The 17,295-nt window shown below is 64.2% G+C and carries 20 protein-coding genes; 7 read left to right on the plus strand and 13 right to left on the minus strand.

Translation table 11 applies throughout. The features are described from left to right. Positions 1-249: 249 nt before the first annotated feature. On the minus strand, positions 250-426 hold the full coding sequence (locus XH89_RS25810; protein ID WP_194463188.1) for a hypothetical protein: 177 nt from the start codon (positions 424-426) through the stop codon (positions 250-252). Positions 427-529: 103 nt separating this feature from the next. Here XH89_RS25810 and XH89_RS41385 point away from each other — a divergent pair, with 103 nt between their 5' ends. The 3 genes from XH89_RS41385 to XH89_RS41390 all read left to right on the plus strand — a co-directional run bounded on the left by XH89_RS41385 (position 530) and on the right by XH89_RS41390 (position 1,648). Continuing rightward, the gene (locus tag XH89_RS41385) at positions 530-751 is read left to right on the plus strand and encodes a DnaJ domain-containing protein (protein ID WP_371825175.1); all 222 of its coding nucleotides are present in this window, start codon (positions 530-532) and stop codon (positions 749-751) included. Beyond that, a complete protein-coding gene (locus tag XH89_RS42140; protein WP_371825246.1) occupies positions 660-926 on the plus strand; it encodes a hypothetical protein in 267 nt (88 codons plus the stop codon). The genes XH89_RS41385 and XH89_RS42140 overlap by 92 nt, the downstream gene beginning before the upstream one ends. 101 nt (positions 927-1,027) lie before the next feature. Continuing rightward, positions 1,028-1,648 carry a hypothetical protein gene (locus XH89_RS41390; protein WP_246767622.1) on the plus strand — a complete coding sequence of 207 codons (621 nt, stop codon included), beginning with the start codon at positions 1,028-1,030 and terminating at the stop codon, positions 1,646-1,648. A 262-nt stretch (positions 1,649-1,910) separates the two neighbouring features. Here XH89_RS41390 and XH89_RS25825 read toward each other — a convergent pair whose 3' ends face one another. The 12 genes from XH89_RS25825 to XH89_RS25880 form a co-directional block, all read right to left on the minus strand. Further along, a complete protein-coding gene (locus tag XH89_RS25825) occupies positions 1,911-2,591 on the minus strand; it encodes a response regulator transcription factor (protein WP_194463189.1) in 681 nt (226 codons plus the stop codon). 272 nt (positions 2,592-2,863) lie between these two features. Then, positions 2,864-4,441: a Do family serine endopeptidase gene (locus tag XH89_RS25830; protein WP_194463190.1), complete on the minus strand. Its 1,578-nt coding sequence runs from the start codon at positions 4,439-4,441 to the stop codon at positions 2,864-2,866. 222 nt (positions 4,442-4,663) lie between these two features. Continuing rightward, positions 4,664-6,007 (minus strand): methyl-accepting chemotaxis protein, encoded by a 1,344-nt coding sequence (locus XH89_RS25835; protein WP_194463191.1) that lies wholly within the window; start codon positions 6,005-6,007, stop codon positions 4,664-4,666. A 185-nt stretch (positions 6,008-6,192) separates the two neighbouring features. Further along, the gene (locus XH89_RS25840) at positions 6,193-6,675 is read right to left on the minus strand and encodes a cytochrome c-type biogenesis protein (protein ID WP_194463192.1); all 483 of its coding nucleotides are present in this window, start codon (positions 6,673-6,675) and stop codon (positions 6,193-6,195) included. Positions 6,676-6,679: 4 nt separating this feature from the next. Further along, complete coding sequence (locus XH89_RS25845; RefSeq protein WP_194463193.1) at positions 6,680-8,662, minus strand: heme lyase CcmF/NrfE family subunit; 1,983 nt, start codon at positions 8,660-8,662, stop codon at positions 6,680-6,682. After that, positions 8,659-9,186, minus strand: coding sequence for a cytochrome c maturation protein CcmE (gene ccmE, locus XH89_RS25850; protein ID WP_194463194.1), 528 nt, complete (start codon positions 9,184-9,186; stop codon positions 8,659-8,661). The genes XH89_RS25845 and ccmE overlap by 4 nt, the downstream gene beginning before the upstream one ends. A gap of 37 nt (positions 9,187-9,223) precedes the next feature. After that, a complete protein-coding gene (gene ccmI, locus XH89_RS25855) occupies positions 9,224-10,336 on the minus strand; it encodes a c-type cytochrome biogenesis protein CcmI (RefSeq protein ID WP_194463195.1) in 1,113 nt (370 codons plus the stop codon). A gap of 130 nt (positions 10,337-10,466) precedes the next feature. After that, positions 10,467-10,736, minus strand: coding sequence for a hypothetical protein (locus XH89_RS25860; RefSeq protein ID WP_194463196.1), 270 nt, complete (start codon positions 10,734-10,736; stop codon positions 10,467-10,469). A 100-nt stretch (positions 10,737-10,836) separates the two neighbouring features. Continuing rightward, positions 10,837-12,240: a hypothetical protein gene (locus XH89_RS25865; RefSeq protein ID WP_194463197.1), complete on the minus strand. Its 1,404-nt coding sequence runs from the start codon at positions 12,238-12,240 to the stop codon at positions 10,837-10,839. Between the two features lie 148 nt (positions 12,241-12,388). Next, a complete protein-coding gene (locus tag XH89_RS25870; protein WP_194463198.1) occupies positions 12,389-13,765 on the minus strand; it encodes a sensor histidine kinase in 1,377 nt (458 codons plus the stop codon). 106 nt (positions 13,766-13,871) lie between these two features. Then, positions 13,872-14,537, minus strand: coding sequence for a response regulator transcription factor (locus XH89_RS25875; RefSeq protein ID WP_063195961.1), 666 nt, complete (start codon positions 14,535-14,537; stop codon positions 13,872-13,874). Between the two features lie 218 nt (positions 14,538-14,755). Further along, positions 14,756-14,911, minus strand: coding sequence for a hypothetical protein (locus XH89_RS25880; protein WP_194463199.1), 156 nt, complete (start codon positions 14,909-14,911; stop codon positions 14,756-14,758). A gap of 235 nt (positions 14,912-15,146) precedes the next feature. On the opposite strand from XH89_RS25880, the gene XH89_RS25885 reads away from it, so the two are divergent. From XH89_RS25885 to XH89_RS25900, 4 genes are all read left to right on the plus strand, one after another. After that, positions 15,147-16,133, plus strand: a complete 987-nt coding sequence (locus XH89_RS25885) for a Ku protein (protein WP_194463200.1) — start codon at positions 15,147-15,149, stop codon at positions 16,131-16,133. A 58-nt stretch (positions 16,134-16,191) separates the two neighbouring features. Beyond that, complete coding sequence (locus tag XH89_RS25890; RefSeq protein ID WP_194463201.1) at positions 16,192-16,428, plus strand: hypothetical protein; 237 nt, start codon at positions 16,192-16,194, stop codon at positions 16,426-16,428. Positions 16,429-16,616: 188 nt separating this feature from the next. Then, a complete protein-coding gene (locus XH89_RS25895) occupies positions 16,617-16,799 on the plus strand; it encodes a hypothetical protein (RefSeq protein ID WP_194463202.1) in 183 nt (60 codons plus the stop codon). Between the two features lie 187 nt (positions 16,800-16,986). Then, positions 16,987-17,151: a Flp family type IVb pilin gene (locus tag XH89_RS25900; protein WP_194463203.1), complete on the plus strand. Its 165-nt coding sequence runs from the start codon at positions 16,987-16,989 to the stop codon at positions 17,149-17,151. Positions 17,152-17,295 lie beyond the last annotated feature (144 nt).

Consider the following 17,295-nt stretch of genomic DNA (forward strand, 5'->3'; position numbering starts at 1 on the left):
CGAGGTCAAGATCACGGCACGTCCGCGTAACCGCGGTCGGCGTCTGGCAGGCACCGAGACCAGGTCGGATGAGCGCATGGCTGAGCCGGATCCAAGCCTGGGGAGAGATCCCGAGACCTAAATACCTTGCGTCAATTTCTGGAAGGACGTCTTAGCCGATGTCCGTAATTCCAGGGCTCCCTGGAGGCCACCTTCAATGCGGGTATACGCCGACTGGCGAAGCTTTGCGTGCGCCTAACCACTCGCAAATCAGGCCGCAGCGCCGAACGTCTCGATCAGCGCCCGCATATCACTTGCAAGGGCGCGATAGCGCTCCCCCAGCCTCAGATATAGCCCACGCTCCCCCTCTTGCAGCCGGCTAGCGATCTGTTCGCATTCGGCCGCCAGGTCTTCAAAACGTTCCAGCTTGGCTTGGAAAGCAGACATGAGACATTCCCCAACTCGTCACCAAAAGGGAGAAGAAACATAGTCCTCGGATCAGGGCGAAGTAAACCGGGTTTTGCGGGGGAGCTTCTCTAGCGCGTCCAATTTGGGGCTCGTATCTCAGCCGCATTTTTGCGATGCAAAAGAATCCGCATTGCTCCGCCCTTTAGTCTATTGGACATATTCATGGGCACCGAATTTATCGATTATTTACGAGACCCTCGAGATCAGCCCGAATGCCAATTCAGGAACGATCGAACGGATGTTCCACTATCTGGCGCAACGCTATCATCCCGACAATCGGAAGACCGAGCGATCGTTTTCGTGAAGTCGAGCTGGAGCGCCTCTCGGGCTGCCGCGTCGAACATCTGGATTTCCATCCATGGTACCTGAAGGAAAAGGGCTGGATAAAGCGAACCGAGAACGGCATGTTCGCCATCACGGTCGATGGGTCGATCGCGCCGCATCCGAATGTCAGCGCAAGGCCACAACCGGCCTCTTGACCGATAAGCATCGGCGGATGCACGGCAATAAAAGTCTTGCAAGTTGACGTTCGACATCTGAATTCATCGAGCTAGCGTAGAGTGATGCCCCGACGAAAGCTATGAACGACAGCCCGAACACACCCTGGACCGCATTCGTAACGGACGCGCAGACTGATTTTCCCGAGCATTTCGACTGGGGCGCGCTGGCAATGTCGCGGGCGAAGTCAGTACCGGCCGCAACGACCAGCGCGGCCAACATCTCTTCAGAGCGCAACAGTGCATCTGGCGAGGGCCAGGCCTCCTCGCAAACCGCACCGCCCGTCGCCGAGCCGGAGCCTCACCCCGGGGTCGAGCCGATTTCGCTGAGGGAGGTCCCCGCCAATATCCCGGCGGGAGCGCTCGCTCCCGTGCCCGAGCCTCGTGCAGCGCATGGCGATGACGCCGGACTCCCAGACTCTCATGCCGCCGAATCCGAGGTCCTCCGACAGGAAGCCTTGCGTCCCGCAAAAACGGGACATCCGCCACTCTCCCTGCCGAACGATGGCATTCAACGATTACGCTTTTCCGATATCGGTGAACCAAGCGAACCAGGCCAGTATCGCTCGCCCTACGGACTCGTCGAAATTACACGAAACGATCTCGCCGTCTGGAAGGCCTTTCCGGATGCGATCTTTACGATCATAGCACCGTCGCCTTACTTGAGCGCGACGATCTTCCGACTTGGGACTTTCGAGGTTTAACTGCCCCAGGCCGAACCGCCAATCTCGCTGGAATCGGCTGACCTCCGTTCGCGGGCGATCCGTCAGACTCAGGGTCAAGCAAGCACGCAAGGCACACAATCATTGCTAGAGGATTTGAGAGTGCGGCTCCACGTGCTGCCCGATGCGCGGATACGTTCAGGACGCCCCGCTTAGGCGGGCTTCAGCAGCCGCCAAAGCAAAGTGGTAAAAATCCGGCAATCAAAACGCAGCGGATCAAACAAACATCAGGAATATCAAGCGGCTATCTTATGCCGTCACGGATCATGTACCCGGCGCCGCGGATCGTGTGCAGCAGCGGCCGCTCGAAACCCTTGTCGATCTTGGACCGCAACCGCGAAATGTGCACGTCGATCACGTTGGTCTGCGGATCGAAATGATAGTCCCAGACGTTCTCGAGCAGCATGGTGCGCGTCACCACCTGGCCGGCATGCTTCATCAGATATTCGAGCAGACGGAATTCGCGCGGCTGCAGCGTCAGCTCGTCCTTGCCGCGGGCAACGCGGTGGGAGAGCCGGTCGAGTTCGAGGTCGCCGACACGATAGAGCGTATCCTCGGCAGGTCCCCCGCGGCGGCGCGACAGCACCTCGACGCGGGCGAGCAGCTCGGCGAAGGAATAGGGCTTTGGCAGATAGTCGTCGCCGCCGGCGCGCAGGCCCTTGATACGATCGTCGACCTGCCCGAGCGCGGAGAGAATCAGCACCGGCGTCGAATCGCCCTTGTCGCGGAGCGCGCCGATCAGCGACAGCCCGTCGCGCTTGGGCAACATGCGATCGACCACCAGCACGTCGTAATCACCGTTCTCGGCCATGGCGAGGCCTTCCTCGCCGTCACCGGCGTGGTCGGCAATGTGTCCGACCTCGCGAAACGCCTTCACGAGATAGTCGGCGGATTCGCGGTCGTCTTCGATGATGAGGAGGCGCATCGTGCGTTCAGCGGCGGTCAAGGAGGTCAACCTTCTCTAAACATGGCGCGAGCGGCAATCGCATGCAAGCCAGGCGAACGAGACTCAGAGCGGGTAAAGGGCGGGCGGTGAAGCTGGGGGGACCTCACCGCCCTAGACCTTCCGACGGAGGGGGGCGTATTTCCACCGGAAGGTAGACATGGGAGCGAGCGTTGCGCTGCTCCCCGAAGGGCGTCGGCGGCGGGGGCGACTGATGCCGACGACACCCTTCATCTCGTCAGACTCCTGAACGCTTAGCCCTTGGCGATGGGCACCGCGACGAAGCGCGACTGGCCGCCGCTCTTCACGCGCATCAGGACACTGTTCTTGTTGTCGGTCCGCGCCGTATTGATGGCGTCGCGGACGTCGCCAGCGGTGCTCACGATCTTGCCGCCGACTTCGAGAATCACGTCACCCTCCTTGAAGCCGCGTTCGGCCGCGGCGCTCTTCGGATCGACTTCGGTGACCACGACGCCGTCCTTGCCGGCGCCGGCGACGGAATTGGCGGGCGCCACGGTCATGCCGAGCTTGGGCACATCAGTCCCCTTGCTCGCGCCCTTGCCGCTGTTGTTGTCGATGTCGGCCTTGGCCTCGACCGTGTTCGGCAGCTGGCCGAGGGTGAGGTTCACGATCTTGTCCGAGCCCTTGTGCAGCACGTTGAGCTTCACGGACGCACCGGGCGCCATGCCGCCGATGGTGCGGGCAAGCTCGCGGGCATCCTTGACGGATTCACCATTGACCGACGTGATCACGTCGCCCGACTCGATGCCGGCCTTCGCCGCCGGACCATCCTTCTGCGGCTCCGCCACCAGCGCACCTTCGGCCTTCTTCATGCCGAGGCTGTCGGCGATGTCTGACGTCACCGGCTGGATCTGGACGCCGATCCAGCCACGGCTGACCGAGCCCTTGTCCTTGAGCTGGGCGACCACGCTCTTCACGGTGCTCGCGGGAATCGAGAACGCGATGCCGACGCTGCCGCCCGAGGGCGAGTAGATCGCGGTGTTGACGCCCATCACCTCGCCATCGGTGTTGAAGGCCGGACCGCCGGAATTGCCCTTGTTCACCGGCGCGTCGATCTGGATGAAATCGTCATAGGGACCGTTGCCGATGTCGCGGCCACTCGCCGAGACGATGCCGGCCGTCACGGTGCCGCCGAGGCCGAACGGGTTACCGACCGCAAGCACCCAGTCGCCGATCCGCGGCTTGCCGTCGGCAAGCTTGGCAAACGAAAAGTTCGAGCCGCCCTCGACCTTGATCAAGGCGAGGTCGGTGCGCTGGTCGGTGCCGATCACCTTGGCGCTGTAGGTCTTGCCGTCGTCGGTCGTCACCTCGACCTTGTCGGCGCCGTCGACCACGTGATTATTGGTCACGGCAAAGCCGTCAGCCGAGATGAAGAAGCCGGAGCCTTGGCCCTGCACGACGCGGCCACGGCCGCCCTTCAGGCCCGGAAAACCATCCGGACCGCCGAAGCGGCGGAAGAAGCGCTCCATCGGTGAGCCCGGCTGGAACGGCGAGGCGGAATCATCGCCGTCGTCATTGCTCGCCGTCTTCTCCTTGATGTTGACCTTGACCGAGATCACCGAGGGCTTCACCCGCTCGACGATGTCGGCGAAACCGATCGGACGTTCGACCTTCTTGACCTCGTTGTTCACCTGCGCGTTCGCCGGAGTAGAGAACAAGTCAGCAGGCGACGTCGACGGGCTGAAGCCGTGGACCGCGATGCCGAGACCGGCGACGACCGAAGCCATCAGCGCGATTTTACGGGCTGAGAACACCGGCCGGCGGGGCTGCCGGAAGGACGGAAGGTTCGTGAGATCGGGACGGTCGGTCATGCAGAGGTCTCCAGCGCCTTGAACTCTTTTGGTGCCCGATAGCGGCACCTTGCGGACCTGAAGATGGGGACTGCCGCCTTACCGCGCGCTGACGGCGGGGTTAAACTTTTGTAATGAAGGATGGTCTGCGATGCGGCTGTTTATCGCAGGCCAAAAGGCGCGCTCCTACAGGAACTTAATAGGGTTCCGGTGACAGGCGGCAAAGCACCGTTTCCGCCCCCGTCAGCTCGCCCTGACGCTGACGATGAATTCGTCGACTTCTCGCTTGAGGGTCTCGGCCTGCTGCGACAGGTCGACGGCGGAATCCCGGGCCTCAGCCGCCATGCGGCCGGTCTCGGCCGAGGTCGAGGTGATCTGGACGATGTGGTTGGACACGTCGAGCGTACCGCGCGCGGCGTCCTGGACGCTGCGGCTGATGTCCTGCGTGGCGTTGCGCTGCTGGGCGGTATCGACCTCGATGCCGGACATGATCGACGAGATCTCCGACAGCGTCTTCGAGATGGCGTCGATCGCCCCGCGCGTCTCCGCGGTGATGCCCTGGATGCTGGCGACGTGCGAGGTGATTTCTTCCGTCGCCTTGCTGGTCTGATGCGCCAGGCTCTTCACCTCGGAGGCAACGACCGCAAAACCCTTGCCGGCCTCCCCGGCCCGCGCCGCCTCGATCGTGGCGTTGAGCGCGAGCAAATTCGTCTGCGACGCGATCGCCTGGACGAGCTGCACGACCTCGCCGATCTTGTCAGCGGCGTCCGACAGCGTGTGGATGGTGTCGCGGCTCTTCTCGGCTTGCGTCGCCGCAACTTCGGCACGCTGGGTCGCGTCCGTGACGCGGCGGCTGATCGTGCCGATCGAGTTCGTCATCTCCTCGGCGGAACCCGCGACCGTCTGCACGCTGGCGCTGGCCTGGCTCGCGCCGCTCGCGACCGCTTTGGCCTTGGTGCTGGTGTCGTTGGCGGTCTGGGACAGCGTCTCGGCGTTGCGCTTCAGATGCACGGCCGACGAGGCCACGCTGTCGACGACGCTGGCGACGAGCTCGTTGAAACTCCTGATCCGGGCATCGAGATATTTCGACCGCTCGGCCTGGTGCTGCGCTTCGTGCAGCTGCTGCTCGGTCAGGCGGCGCCGTTCGATCCCGCTGGTCTTGAAGATTTCCAGCGCACCCGCGAGCAGGCCGATCTCGTTGGTCCCGCCGAGGCCCGGAACGGGCGTCTCGAATTTCTGGTCGGCAACCTCGCGCATGGCGTGCACGATTGCCGCCAGGGGATGGAGGATGCCGTTGCGCACGGCAAACCAGGTGGTGAGGCAGATCGCGACGGCGACGACCGCAATCACGCCGCAGGCGGCCAGGAAGTAGGAGAACGCGGCCTGGGCCTGCTGGTAAACCTGCATTGCGTGATCGCGCGCAGGACCGCTCAGCGCGGCGAAGTCGGACGACAGGCTGGTGATCTCGTTGTTGAGATACAGCACCGCAACGAAGCCGGTGCCGCCCCCGATGCCGAGCAGGAACAATAATGCAGCGACGACGGCGCCGACCAGGAAGCGGATCGTCAAATTGCTGTTCGTGAACATGGAGAGCTCGGAGGCTGGAATCAAATCTTGCGACAAGGTTCCAGACAAAGGTCAACATAGCATGAAATGCGCGGCCGCGACCGGCGGCTTACGTATCATTACGTAGACCGGGCCTGACTTGAAGGCGCCAGGAAGAACTTGAAGCGTCTAGGAAGACCTGAAGCGTCTAGGAAGACTTGACGCGTCTAGGACGACTTGGCTTCGTCCGACATCAACGCGGCGAGCCGGGCCTCTTCGTCCGGCGTCAGCGGCGGCGTCGGTACATCTGCACCGCTTCGAGAGCGGCGACGATTTTGCCGCCACAGCGCAAAGCCACCACCGGCCAGCAGCAGCGGCGCGAGCAACCACAACAGAATGGTCTGGCGTTCGAAGCGCGGCTTGAGCAGCACGAACTCGCCGTACCGCGCGACCAGGAAGTCGAGCACCTGCGAATTGCTGTCGCCGGCCGCGATCCGCTCCCGCACGAGGAGCCGCAGATCCCGCGCGAGCGGAGCGTCGGAATCGTCGATCGACTGGTTCTGACAGACCATGCAGCGCAGCTCGCGCGACAATTCGCGCGCGCGCGCCTCTTTCGCGGGGTCCGACATGATCTCGTCTGGCTGCACGGCATGCACCGCGGGCAAAGCCAGCAGCATCAGCGCGACGATCGCGGCCATCATGCGGCGCATCAGCTTACTCCGCCGGCTGCAGGCGTTGCTTGGCCCGCGCCGGCTTCGGCGCACCGACCCGCAGGCGCCGGTCGGACAGCGACAGCATGCCGCCGAACGCCATCAGCACCGGCCCCCACCAGATCATGAGCACCAGCGGCTTGTGATAGATGCGCACGGCGATGCCGCCGTCGGCGGTAACGTCGCCGAGCGAGATGTAGAGCTGGCTTGCGCCGCGGGTCAAAAGCGCAGCTTCCGTGGTCGAGGAGCCGCGTGTGGTGAAGCTGCGCTTCGACGGCGTCATGACGCTGAGCGCATCGCCATCGCGACTGACGTTAAATTGCGCGATCATCTCGCGGTAGTTCGGCCCCTGGCGCTCGAGCAGACCGTCGAGCTTCAACTCATAGCCAGCGACCTGCGCGACGTCGTTCGGCTTCATGGTCGCGATATATTCGCTGTTCCAGGTGGTCTCGCAGACGATCCCGATCAGCGCCACCCCGAGGCCGGCATGGGCAAACGCCGTGCCCCAGGCCGAGCGCGGCAGACCACGGGCACGGTGCAGCGTGGTCGCGAACGGCAGACGAAACAGTCCGGTTCGTTCCGCGACATCGGTCATGGCACCGACGATGACGAAGATACCAAGCCCGATGGCGAGCGGCGCCAGCGCGCTGCCGCCACGCGTCCAGGCCCAGACGAGGGCGACCACGACGAGACCCGCAACGCCCGCTGCAAGCAGGCGCTGGGTGACGCCGAGCAGATCGCCCCGTTTCCACGCCAGCATCGGCCCGAACGGCACCGCGAGCAGCAACAGCGCGAACAGCGGCACGAAGCTGAGATTGTAGAAGGGAGCACCGACCGACATCTTGAAGTCGGCGAGCACTTCCATCGCCAGCGGATAGAGCGTTCCGAACAGCACGACCGCACAGGCGACCGTCAGCAGCAGGTTGTTCAGCACCAGAGCGCCCTCGCGCGAAATCGGCGCGAACAGCCCGCCCTGCTTCAACGAGGTCGCACGTCCCGCGAACAGCGAGAGGCTGCCGCCGATGAAAAGGCAGAGGATCAGGAGGATGAAGACGCCGCGGGTCGGATCATTGGCAAAGGCGTGCACGGAGGTGATGACACCCGAGCGGACCAGGAAGGTGCCGAGCAGCGACAGCGAGAAAGTCAGGATCGACAGGAGAATGGTCCAGACCTTCAGCGCGTTGCGTTTCTCCATCACCAGCGCCGAATGCAACAGCGCAGTGCCGGCGAGCCACGGCATCAGCGAAGCGTTCTCGACCGGATCCCAGAACCACCAGCCGCCCCAGCCGAGTTCGTAATAGGCCCAGTAGGACCCCATCGCGATGCCGAGCGTCAGGAAGATCCAGGCCACCAGCGTCCACGGCCGCACCCAACGCGCCCAGGCCGCATCGATCCGTCCCTCGATCAGCGCCGCGATCGCGAAGGAGAACGAGATCGAGAAGCCGACATAGCCGAGATAGAGCATCGGCGGATGCACGGCGAGACCGATGTCCTGAAGCACAGGATTGAGGTCACGTCCCTCGATCGGCGGGTTGGCGATGCGCAGGAACGGGTTCGAGGTGACCAGGATGAAGAGATAGAACGCGCTCGCGATCCAGGCCTGGACGGCCAGCACATGCGCGCGCAGCGACAGCGGCAGGTTGTTGCCGAAGGCCGCGACCAGCCCGCCAAACAGCGCCAGGATCGACACCCAGAGCAGCATCGAGCCTTCATGGTTTCCCCACACGCCGGTGATCTTGTAGATCAGCGGCTTCATGGAGTGCGAATTTTCGTAGACGTTGGCGACGGAGAAATCCGAGTTCACGTGCAAGGTCACGAGCGCAATGAACGAGGCGCCGACGAACAGGAGCTGCGCCAGCGCGGTGGAGCGTGCCACGTTCATCAGCGCGGGATCGCGCAAGCGCGCGCCGATGACAGGCACGAAGGACTGGATCAGCGCCAGCGCGAGCGCCAGCACCAGCGCATAATGTCCGGCTTCCGCGATCACCGCACCGCTCCTTGCGAATTGCCCTGCGCCGTCGTCGCGGCCGGCTTTGCATCACCCGAAGGCTTGGGGCCACCGGAAGCTTGGGCGCCGTAATCATCCTTCCAGTGCCCTTGCTTCTTCAGGGCATCGGCGACGTCCTTGGGCATGTAGGTCTCGTCGTGCTTGGCAAGGACCGTGTCGGCCCTGAACACGCCGGCGGCATCGAGCGCACCTTCGGCGACGACGCCCTGCCCTTCACGGAACAGATCGGGCAGAATGCCCTTGTAGGCGACAGGGAGCTTGGCACCGCCGTCGGCGACCTCAAACGTCACCGCGAGATTTTCGCCGCGCTGGAGCGAGCCCGGCTGCACCAGGCCGCCGAGGCGAAAACGCTTGCCGGGCTGAACGTGCTTCTCGGCAACCATGGTCGGGGTCGAGAAGAACACGATGGAGTCGCGCAAGGCATTGAGCACCAGCGCGGCCGCGAGCGCGAGGACGGCGAGCGAGCCGCCGATGATGGTCATACGTCGCTGCTTGCGCGTCATGGCGTGTCCGTTCTCCGCTCATCTCGTTCGGCGACTGTCATCCGTCGAGTCCGAGATTCTTGAGGCCTTCGTTGAGCTGGCGCAGCCGCTCGGAATCATTGGCGACCGCCTGGCGGGCGTCGGTCGAGGCACCAACCGCCTTGTCGCGGTCGCCCATCACCAGATAGGCGCGCACCAGACGCAGCCAGCCGTCGACGTCACCACCGTTCTGCTTGAGGCGCGTGGCGAGACGTTCGACCATGCCGCGGATCATCGCGTTGCGATCGCCGTCATTCATCTCCTTGGAGGCCGCGATCGTCTCGTCCGACAATGCCGGCATCGAGCCGCCACCGCCGACCCGCGCGAGCGAGGTCTGCACCAGTGGTCGCCACGGTGCATTCGCCGGCGCTTTCGCGAGCAGCGCGCGCCAGATATTGGCCGCGTCGTCCTTGCGTCCGTCCTGCTCGGCGGCGAGCCCGAGGAAGTAGTTCGCCTTGGGATCGTCGGCGTTCAGAGCGTGTGCACGCTCGAACTCGGTCTTGGCTTCCGCCGTCACCACGCCGCCGGCAGCGGCTGCGATCGCTTCTCCGAGATCGGACCTTCGTTCCGCACTCTCACCGTTATAGGTGATCGAATTGCGATAGGCGCGCACCGCTTCGTCGAAGCGGCCGAGCCGCTCCAGCACCGGAGCAAGCACGTTCCAGCCGCGGCCATCGGTCGGGTTTTTCTCAAGGTGTTGCTGAACCTGCGCGACGAGGTTCTCGAGCGACTGCGCCATGCCGGAACCGGAGCCGCGCTCGCGCTGCGCCAGCGGAAAGTCGCGAAGCGCGGGCGAGCCGAGCGGAACGTAGACCGCAGTCGCCCCCAGAGGCAGGCCGACCAGCGCCAGCACTGCTGCCGCCCGGCGCCATTTCAGGCTCGACTTCGGCTCCTGCACCGGCTCGCTGCTATCAGCGGCGAGCAGCCTGCGGCCGATCTCGACGCGCGCAGCCTCGGCTTCCGGTGCCGCGATCAGCCCTGCGGCGAGATCGCGCTCGATCTCGGCCAGCTGGTCCTTGTAGACCGCGACCTCGCTGCCCTGAATTTGATCGCGTCCGTTACGGCCGAGCGGCCAGAGCACGGCGAATATCGCCGCGACGGTCATCAGCGCGAACACGAACCATATCGTCATCTGGCAAGCTTCCGGCAGCGCGTGAACCGCGCCCATGGGTGGCTTTACACCACGGCCGGACGATGCGGCAATTGACAATTGTCAATTCGGCGCGAGCGCACACGGACCGAAACAGTGAAAATCCAACGGCTTAGGCGATCTCGAAGTCCACGCTTTGAGCGGCGTCCTCGCCGTGCCCGTTGAGGGCCCTCAAGAAGTATGTTCCCGGCTCGATGACGTCGGGCAATCTGATGCGCAATGCCCCCACGGGAACAGGCGATGCAACCCTGGTGACGGTTTCAGGCAGCTGCCGACCGCTAGCTTTCGCGACCAGCACCACCTTCGCACCGACCATCAGCCGTTGATATTTGGCGACAATGACGCGGTTTTCAATTTCGATGGAGCTGATAACGGGTTTCATGCGCCCACAGATAGAAATGCCAAAAGCTTGCACCGGGACCGTAGGACCCGCAGCCGGGAGCGTCAACTACAAATTGTGATAACGAAAGGATGCGCTTGAATCAGCTAGCGCGCGTCGATTTGCGCTCGCCGGTCGCCGCGTTCTCCGCGGCGCGGCTCATCAGCGAGGCGTAATCGTCGCCGAACAGGACCTGGCAGAAGCGGATCGCAGCCTGCACCTGCTGCTGCCGGTAGGCGCGGACCTTGTGATCGGCGCCGCGCAACGACTGCACGACCTGCTCGGTCGAGCGTTCGACATATTGCTGAAGGTCGGAATAGGTGCGCAGCGTCACCTCGTTGATCGCCAGCTCGCTGGCGTAATTGCGGCAGGTGGCGACGAAGTCGATCAGCGCGACGGTTTCCTCGACCTCGGTGCTGTCGATCCGCGCCCCCGGCGGAATATCCTTCTCGGGGCGCTGGCGCAGGATGCGGCGGACGCGGCCGGGTACGCTGTCGATCTCCGATTGCAGCGCATTGGAGATGTCGGCCCGGATCGAGGTCAGCTGCTTGCCCCAGGCGGAATCGTTGCGCAGGTCGAGCTCGGTGCGCAGGCCGCGGACGCCGTCATGCAGCGCCTTGAGATTGTCCCCGACGGTCTCGAAATGACCGCGCTTGATGTCCATCCGCAAATTGGCGGCAACGCGGGATAGGTCGTGCAGGGCGATGGTAACGGCGACGCCAAAAGGTGTGGCCGCGACGCGGATCTCGTCGTCGGATGCTGCGATCTTGATCGCGAGGCGGATGATTTGCCACGGCGCAGTCATGCGCTGGACTACCACCGACAGCGCAAAGGGCAGCATCTGCGACGTCTGGAGCACGGGAATATTGAGCGCAGCAGTCACCGAGGCGATCTGGGGATCGCCGAACTGGCGCAGGAAGCGCGGCAGCTTTTCATTGAGGGTGCCGAGGGCCTCGCGGACGGTGAGCACCGCGCCGATCGAATAGAGATCCTCGATCACGTTGGGCGGACCGACGCGGGCGAGCGCCCGCGACTTGTCGCCGCCGCCCGGTCCCGTCAGCTCGAAGATGGCATCCGCTGCCACTGCCTGGAGCTTGAGGGCCAGCGCCTCGACCTGCCCCGCACTGTCCGAAGCCGGCATGCGCGCCAGCGCCGCCTCGAATTCGGCGATCTTGTCTGGAGCACCGTCGCGGCCGAGCCATTGCCAGATCGGCTGCAGCGAGGACCGGCGAATCTGTCCGACCCGGATCGGGGCGCCGGCCTCGACCAGAAACGGTTCCACGATCTGGAACAGCAGTCGCGACAGATCGTCAGTCCGCGGCGGGGGAGCGTCCTCGGCCTCGGTCTTGCGCACGATCTTGCGCAGCTGCTCGAGCACGAGGGTTGCCACGGCCGTGTCCTGGCCTCGCTCGAGCGCGCGCTCGAACTCCCGCATCAGCAGCGCCTGCGCCTGCGGCGGGAGCTGCGCGAGATATTCCCTCAGCCGCTCGATCGATGTCTGGCTCATGCGCCCGGGTAATGCACGGTAAAATGGCGGACGTAGGATGCGTCCTCACCGATCATAGGTGTAGGCGCCTTAAGAAGCCGTTGAGGAAGTTGTTCCGAAACCCCCCGGTTTCGCCCGGAAGCCAAAATAATCGTGTAAGATCAGAGAATTATATTCCTGGCAGCATGAGCTCAGCCCGCAGCCCCCCGATCGGCGCACGGCCGAGCGAGAGGCTGCCGCCATAGAGAGCAGCAAGGTCGGTCACGATCGACAGGCCAAGGCCCGAACCCGGCTTGGATTCGTCGAGCCGCTGGCCGCGCCGCGAGACCTGGGCGCGCTCGGCCTCCGAGAGGCCGCGCCCATCATCATCGACGATGAGCCGCAGCCGGGGGCCTGCCCCCGCCTGGGTCGGCCCCTCCACCAAGACCTCGATGAAGACGCGGGAGGCTGCCCATTTGCAGGCATTGTCGACGAGATTGCCGACCATCTCCTCCAGGTCCTGCCGCTCGCCCCGGAATTTCGCCGCAGGATCGGCCTTGGCCTCGACGACGATACCCCGGCCGCGGTGGATCTTCTCCATGGTCCGCCGCAGCGCTTCGATGGCGGGCGCGACCTCCGTCACGGTGCCGACGATCGAGACCCTGGCTGCGATACGGGCGCGCTCCAGATGATGGGCGAGCTGGTTACGCATCACGTCCGCCTGCTCCATCACCTTGGCTGCGAACGGATCGGCCGCGTGCGAGCCGGCCTCGTTGACGATGACCGAGAGCGGCGTCTTGATCGCGTGCGCGAGATTGCCGACATGGGTGCGGGCGCGCTCGACGATCTCCCTGTTGGCGTCGATCAGCGCGTTGGTCTCGCGCGCCAGCGGCGCGATCTCGACCGGGAATTCACCCTCGAGCCGTTCGGCCCGCCCGGAGCGGATGTCTGCGATGGATTCCGAGATCCGCTTGAGCGGGGCGAGACCGAAGCGGACCTGAAACACCGTCGTCAGCAGCAGCACGATGCCGAGCGCCGTGAAGGTACCGCCGAGGTAATAGTCGAAGCTGCGCGTTTCATCGAAAATCTCGGTGTCGTCGCCGGCGACGCTGACGAGGTATTTGCCGTCGGCGCCGAGATCGACCGGGCGCTCGACCATGCGCAGGTTCTGGCCCTCCGGCCCGTCGACATAGGCGAGGCGAATGCCGGCGGCGGTGAGCTCGGTGCCCTGGTCTTCCAGCTTCGGCAGCTTCTTGTCCCAGAGCGAACGCGACGAGCGGACCTCCGGCTTTTCGGTGTCGGTGCGCGTGATCTGCCAGTACCAGCCGGACAGCGGCAGCTCGAACAAGGGCTCACCGAGCGACTGGAACTGGCGATCCGGCGGCTCGTCGGGGGTGGCGACTTCGGCGATCAGGGTGCGCAGATAAAGGTTGAGCCGGCGGTCGAAGGCGCGCTCGGTCGCGTTCTTGTAGACCGATGACAGCACCACGCCGGTGATGGCCAGGATCACCACGAGCCAGGCGGTCGCCGACAGGAACAGTCGGTTGGCAAGCGAGCTGGCGGGCATCGGAATGATCCCGGGGGCGCGAGGTGGTGGCAAGGCGTCGGCGGTCATGTCAGGACCAAGGCCCGTGCCGGGCCGCCCGTCAAGCCAGGATCCTTCGAAAGGCGCCTCAAGCCGCCGGTGGGGTCAGGAGATAGCCGAGGCCACGAACGGTCTGGATGATGTCGACGTCGAGCTTCTTGCGGATGCGGCCGACGAAGACCTCGATCGTGTTGGAGTCGCGGTCAAAGTCCTGGTCGTAGAGATGCTCGACCAGCTCGGTGCGCGACACGACACGGCCCGAATGGTGCATCAGATAGGCCAGAAGCCGATATTCGTGCGAGGTCATCTTGACGGGGTTGCCGGAGACGCTGACGCGGCCGGTGCGGGTGTCGAGCGTGACGGGACCACAGCTCAATTCGCTCTGGGCATGGCCGGTCGAGCGGCGCAGCAGCGCGCGGATCCGCGCCAGCACCTCCTCCAGATGGAACGGCTTTGGCACGTAATCGTCGGCGCCGGCATCGAAACCCTGGACCTTGTCGCTCCAGCGGTCGCGCGCGGTCAGGATCAGCACCGGCATGGTGCGGCCGTTGCGGCGCCAGGCCTCCAGCACCGAGATGCCGTCCTTCTTCGGCAGGCCGATATCGAGCACCACGGCGTCATACGGTTCGTTGTCGCCGAGATAGTGCCCTTCCTCTCCGTCGAAGGCGCGGTCGACGACATAGCCGGCGTCCGTCAGCGCCTTGGTGAGCTGGCGATTGAGATCGGGGTCGTCCTCAACAACAAGCAGGCGCACGCTTCTCTCCAGAAATAGGCCGCATGAACACCGCCACAGATGAGCAATTCCGGCGTGAACTGAATATGAACGCCGGGAACCGGCCGCGTTACTTTTTGGTCATATACGATGTCTCGCGCGCCGGATACGACGGCGCCCGCCAGACCACCGGCCGGGCCGGGGTATGGCGGGCGCAATGTGCCGCGTGACGCTGTCCGCCCTTCCCGTCGATTCGGCCGTCAGGTCCGGAAGAACACGAACCAGATGACGGCAAGGATCAGGATCGCAAGGCCGGTCGAGATGGCGAGCAGAGCTGCCACCGACGGCCCCGGTTCGCCCTGGCGCGCCTCGGTCGCGGTTTCGACGATCTGATGGTCCTCGCGCGTGGTTGCCATGGTGACCTCAATCTCTGGACGTCGCCTCCCAAGGCCGCGACTCCTCGCGGCCTCGTGTCCTGGGCCAACGCTCGATCCGATTTGATGTTCCGGTTTTCGACCCACCGGATCGGGCCGCCCCGCACAGTCAGCGACTGGTTAACGCAGTTGCAAGATTCCGACCCAACCCGTGTATGATTCGGTGTTCCCCGATGGTATCCTCATAGGTCTGTCCCTGTTGCGTTTGGAGTAGCCCATGGCCCCCCGCGCCAATTGGAAGGGTTTTCTGCGTCTGTCGCTCGTGACCTGCCCGGTCGCGCTGTATCCGGCCACTTCGGATACCGAGAAGGTCTCGTTCAACCAGATCAACCGCAAGACCGGCCACCGGATCAAGTATCTGAAGGTCGACGCCGAGACCGGTGACGAGGTGACCTCCGAGGACATCGTCAAGGGCTACAAGGTCGACACCGACACCTACATCGAGGTCACCAAGGACGAGCTCGACGACATCGCGCTCGACTCCACGCACACGATCGAGATCGACGAGTTCGTGCCGAAGGCCGACATCGACATCCGCTACCTGATCCGCCCCTATTATCTCGTGCCCGACGGCAAGGTCGGCCACGACGCCTATGCGGTGATCCGCGAGACCATCCGCAGCATGGACAAGGTCGCGATCGGCCGCGTGGTGCTGACCAACCGCGAGCACATCATCGCGCTCGAGCCGCTCGAGAGCGGACTGATGGGCACGCTGCTGCGCTACCCTTACGAGGTCCGCAGCGAAAAGGAATATTTCGACGACATCCAGGACGTGAAGCTGACGAAGGATATGCTCGACCTCGCCAAGCACATCGTCGAGAAGAAGTCCGGCGCCTTCGAGCCCGAGCTGTTCGAGGATCATTACGAGACCGCGCTGATCGATCTCATCAACAAGAAGCGTTCGGGCGCGCCGATCGCCGCCAAGGCCGCACCAAAGAGCGGCGGCAACGTCATCAATCTGATGGACGCGCTGAAGAAGAGCCTCGCCAGTGAAAAGGACATGGCGCCCGCTGCGAAGGTCGCCAAGGACACGGCCAAGGAAACTGCAAAGGCCAAGAAGCCGAAGAAGCGCGTCGAAGGCCAGCGCGAGATGCTGCTGCCGATCGCCGGCAAGGGCGGCAAGGACGCAGCAGGCAAGCAGGCGGCCCCCAAGAAGGCCGACAAGCCGGTGCGTGCGACGACGCGCGCGAAGAAGGCCGGCTGACGGCATCGCATCGCCGATCGCGCCGTGACGCCTCCCCTCACCGATCGGGCGGACTGACATGCCCTGGTCGACGCCGTTCGACGACCCGATCGGCTTGCGCGGCGGCGCCAAGCTGCGCACGCTGCAAGAGGCCGCCGACTTCATCATGCAGCTGCCCGAGGCCGAGCAGCAGGAGCCGCGCTGGCAGACCGCGATCGAGATGCTGATCAATGCGGCAGAGGGCGGCGGCGGCTGGTTGATGTTCGCCCGCATCGGCATGCTGCGCGCGTTGAGCACGGATGCCCGACGTCGATGAGGCACCGATCTGCATGCTTGCCGGCCGGTTGACGAACAGCCTCAACAATCCGTTAAGCGGCCCGGTCACTATCGATGCCGCGATGCCATTTTGCCGCACCGGGTATTCCTACGGGACGGCAAATTAACCGTTGATTCCCGTTGCGCGCACCATGGTCCGTCGACCGGAGAACCAGGGGTCGCACGACCGTGCCACAGCAGAACGCCAGAAAGAATTACATCGGTATCGTGAGCGACACGACCGAGGAGCAGCGCATCGCCGACACGGGAATGCAGGCGCAGCCGCACGTCGTGAGCTATCTGGTCGGATGCCTCGCGGCCGCGCTGGGACGCCCCCGCAAGGGCACGCCGGGCCCCACCACCACGAGTTGAGCGCCGCCGGTTTCCGTCCATTTGAATTGGATAATGAAACCTTCGCTTAAGGGCTGTTACCTTAAGACACATCAAGCTGGCTCGGCCGCACCCGACTTTTATTGATGCGCGCAAGCGCCTCGTCGATCACTTTACGACTTTGATAACGCCGCGCGCCTACATTGGACCGGATGAAGAGGAGTTGGCGATGATTTTGCTCAGGTCTTTTCTTGCCGATGAGAATGCCGCCACCGCGATCGAGTACGGCCTCATCGCCGCTGGCATCGCACTCGCCATCGTCACCGTCGTGACCAACACAGGCAGCGTCCTGCTCAGCAACAAGTTCAACTCGATCAGCGCGGCAGCGAAGTAACGCCATCTCGTCATTGCGAGCCGGGGTCGCGGAAGGCGCCGCCCGGCGAGCCCGCAATGGGTCGCCGATCTCGCGGGCCATGATCTGAGTCAAGCGCGCCGGAACGGCGGCCGCTAAGCATAGCAGACCCAGCTTCCTGCGGTC

This window comes from Bradyrhizobium sp. CCBAU 53340, assembly GCF_015291645.1.
GTDB lineage: Bacteria > Pseudomonadota > Alphaproteobacteria > Rhizobiales > Xanthobacteraceae > Bradyrhizobium.

What these genes read in the sequence shown, in the direction of transcription:
- XH89_RS25840 (WP_194463192.1), bottom strand. Translation starts at nt 6,675, where the DNA reads ATGCGCCGCATGATGGCCGCGATCGTCGCGCTGATGCTGCTGGCTTTG.
- XH89_RS25825 (WP_194463189.1), bottom strand. Translation starts at nt 2,591, where the DNA reads ATGCGCCTCCTCATCATCGAAGACGACCGCGAATCCGCCGACTATCTC.
- XH89_RS25880 (WP_194463199.1), bottom strand. Translation starts at nt 14,911, where the DNA reads ATGGCAACCACGCGCGAGGACCATCAGATCGTCGAAACCGCGACCGAG.
- XH89_RS42140 (WP_371825246.1), top strand. Translation starts at nt 660, where the DNA reads ATGCCAATTCAGGAACGATCGAACGGATGTTCCACTATCTGGCGCAAC.
- XH89_RS25865 (WP_194463197.1), bottom strand. Translation starts at nt 12,240, where the DNA reads ATGAGCCAGACATCGATCGAGCGGCTGAGGGAATATCTCGCGCAGCTC.
- XH89_RS25860 (WP_194463196.1), bottom strand. Translation starts at nt 10,736, where the DNA reads ATGAAACCCGTTATCAGCTCCATCGAAATTGAAAACCGCGTCATTGTC.
- XH89_RS25835 (WP_194463191.1), bottom strand. Translation starts at nt 6,007, where the DNA reads ATGTTCACGAACAGCAATTTGACGATCCGCTTCCTGGTCGGCGCCGTC.
- XH89_RS25885 (WP_194463200.1), top strand. Translation starts at nt 15,147, where the DNA reads ATGGCCCCCCGCGCCAATTGGAAGGGTTTTCTGCGTCTGTCGCTCGTG.
- XH89_RS25900 (WP_194463203.1), top strand. Translation starts at nt 16,987, where the DNA reads ATGATTTTGCTCAGGTCTTTTCTTGCCGATGAGAATGCCGCCACCGCG.
- XH89_RS41390 (WP_246767622.1), top strand. Translation starts at nt 1,028, where the DNA reads ATGAACGACAGCCCGAACACACCCTGGACCGCATTCGTAACGGACGCG.
- ccmI (WP_194463195.1), bottom strand. Translation starts at nt 10,336, where the DNA reads ATGACGATATGGTTCGTGTTCGCGCTGATGACCGTCGCGGCGATATTC.
- ccmE (WP_194463194.1), bottom strand. Translation starts at nt 9,186, where the DNA reads ATGACGCGCAAGCAGCGACGTATGACCATCATCGGCGGCTCGCTCGCC.
- XH89_RS25870 (WP_194463198.1), bottom strand. Translation starts at nt 13,765, where the DNA reads ATGCCCGCCAGCTCGCTTGCCAACCGACTGTTCCTGTCGGCGACCGCC.
- XH89_RS25810 (WP_194463188.1), bottom strand. Translation starts at nt 426, where the DNA reads ATGTCTGCTTTCCAAGCCAAGCTGGAACGTTTTGAAGACCTGGCGGCC.
- XH89_RS25890 (WP_194463201.1), top strand. Translation starts at nt 16,192, where the DNA reads ATGCCCTGGTCGACGCCGTTCGACGACCCGATCGGCTTGCGCGGCGGC.
- XH89_RS25830 (WP_194463190.1), bottom strand. Translation starts at nt 4,441, where the DNA reads ATGACCGACCGTCCCGATCTCACGAACCTTCCGTCCTTCCGGCAGCCC.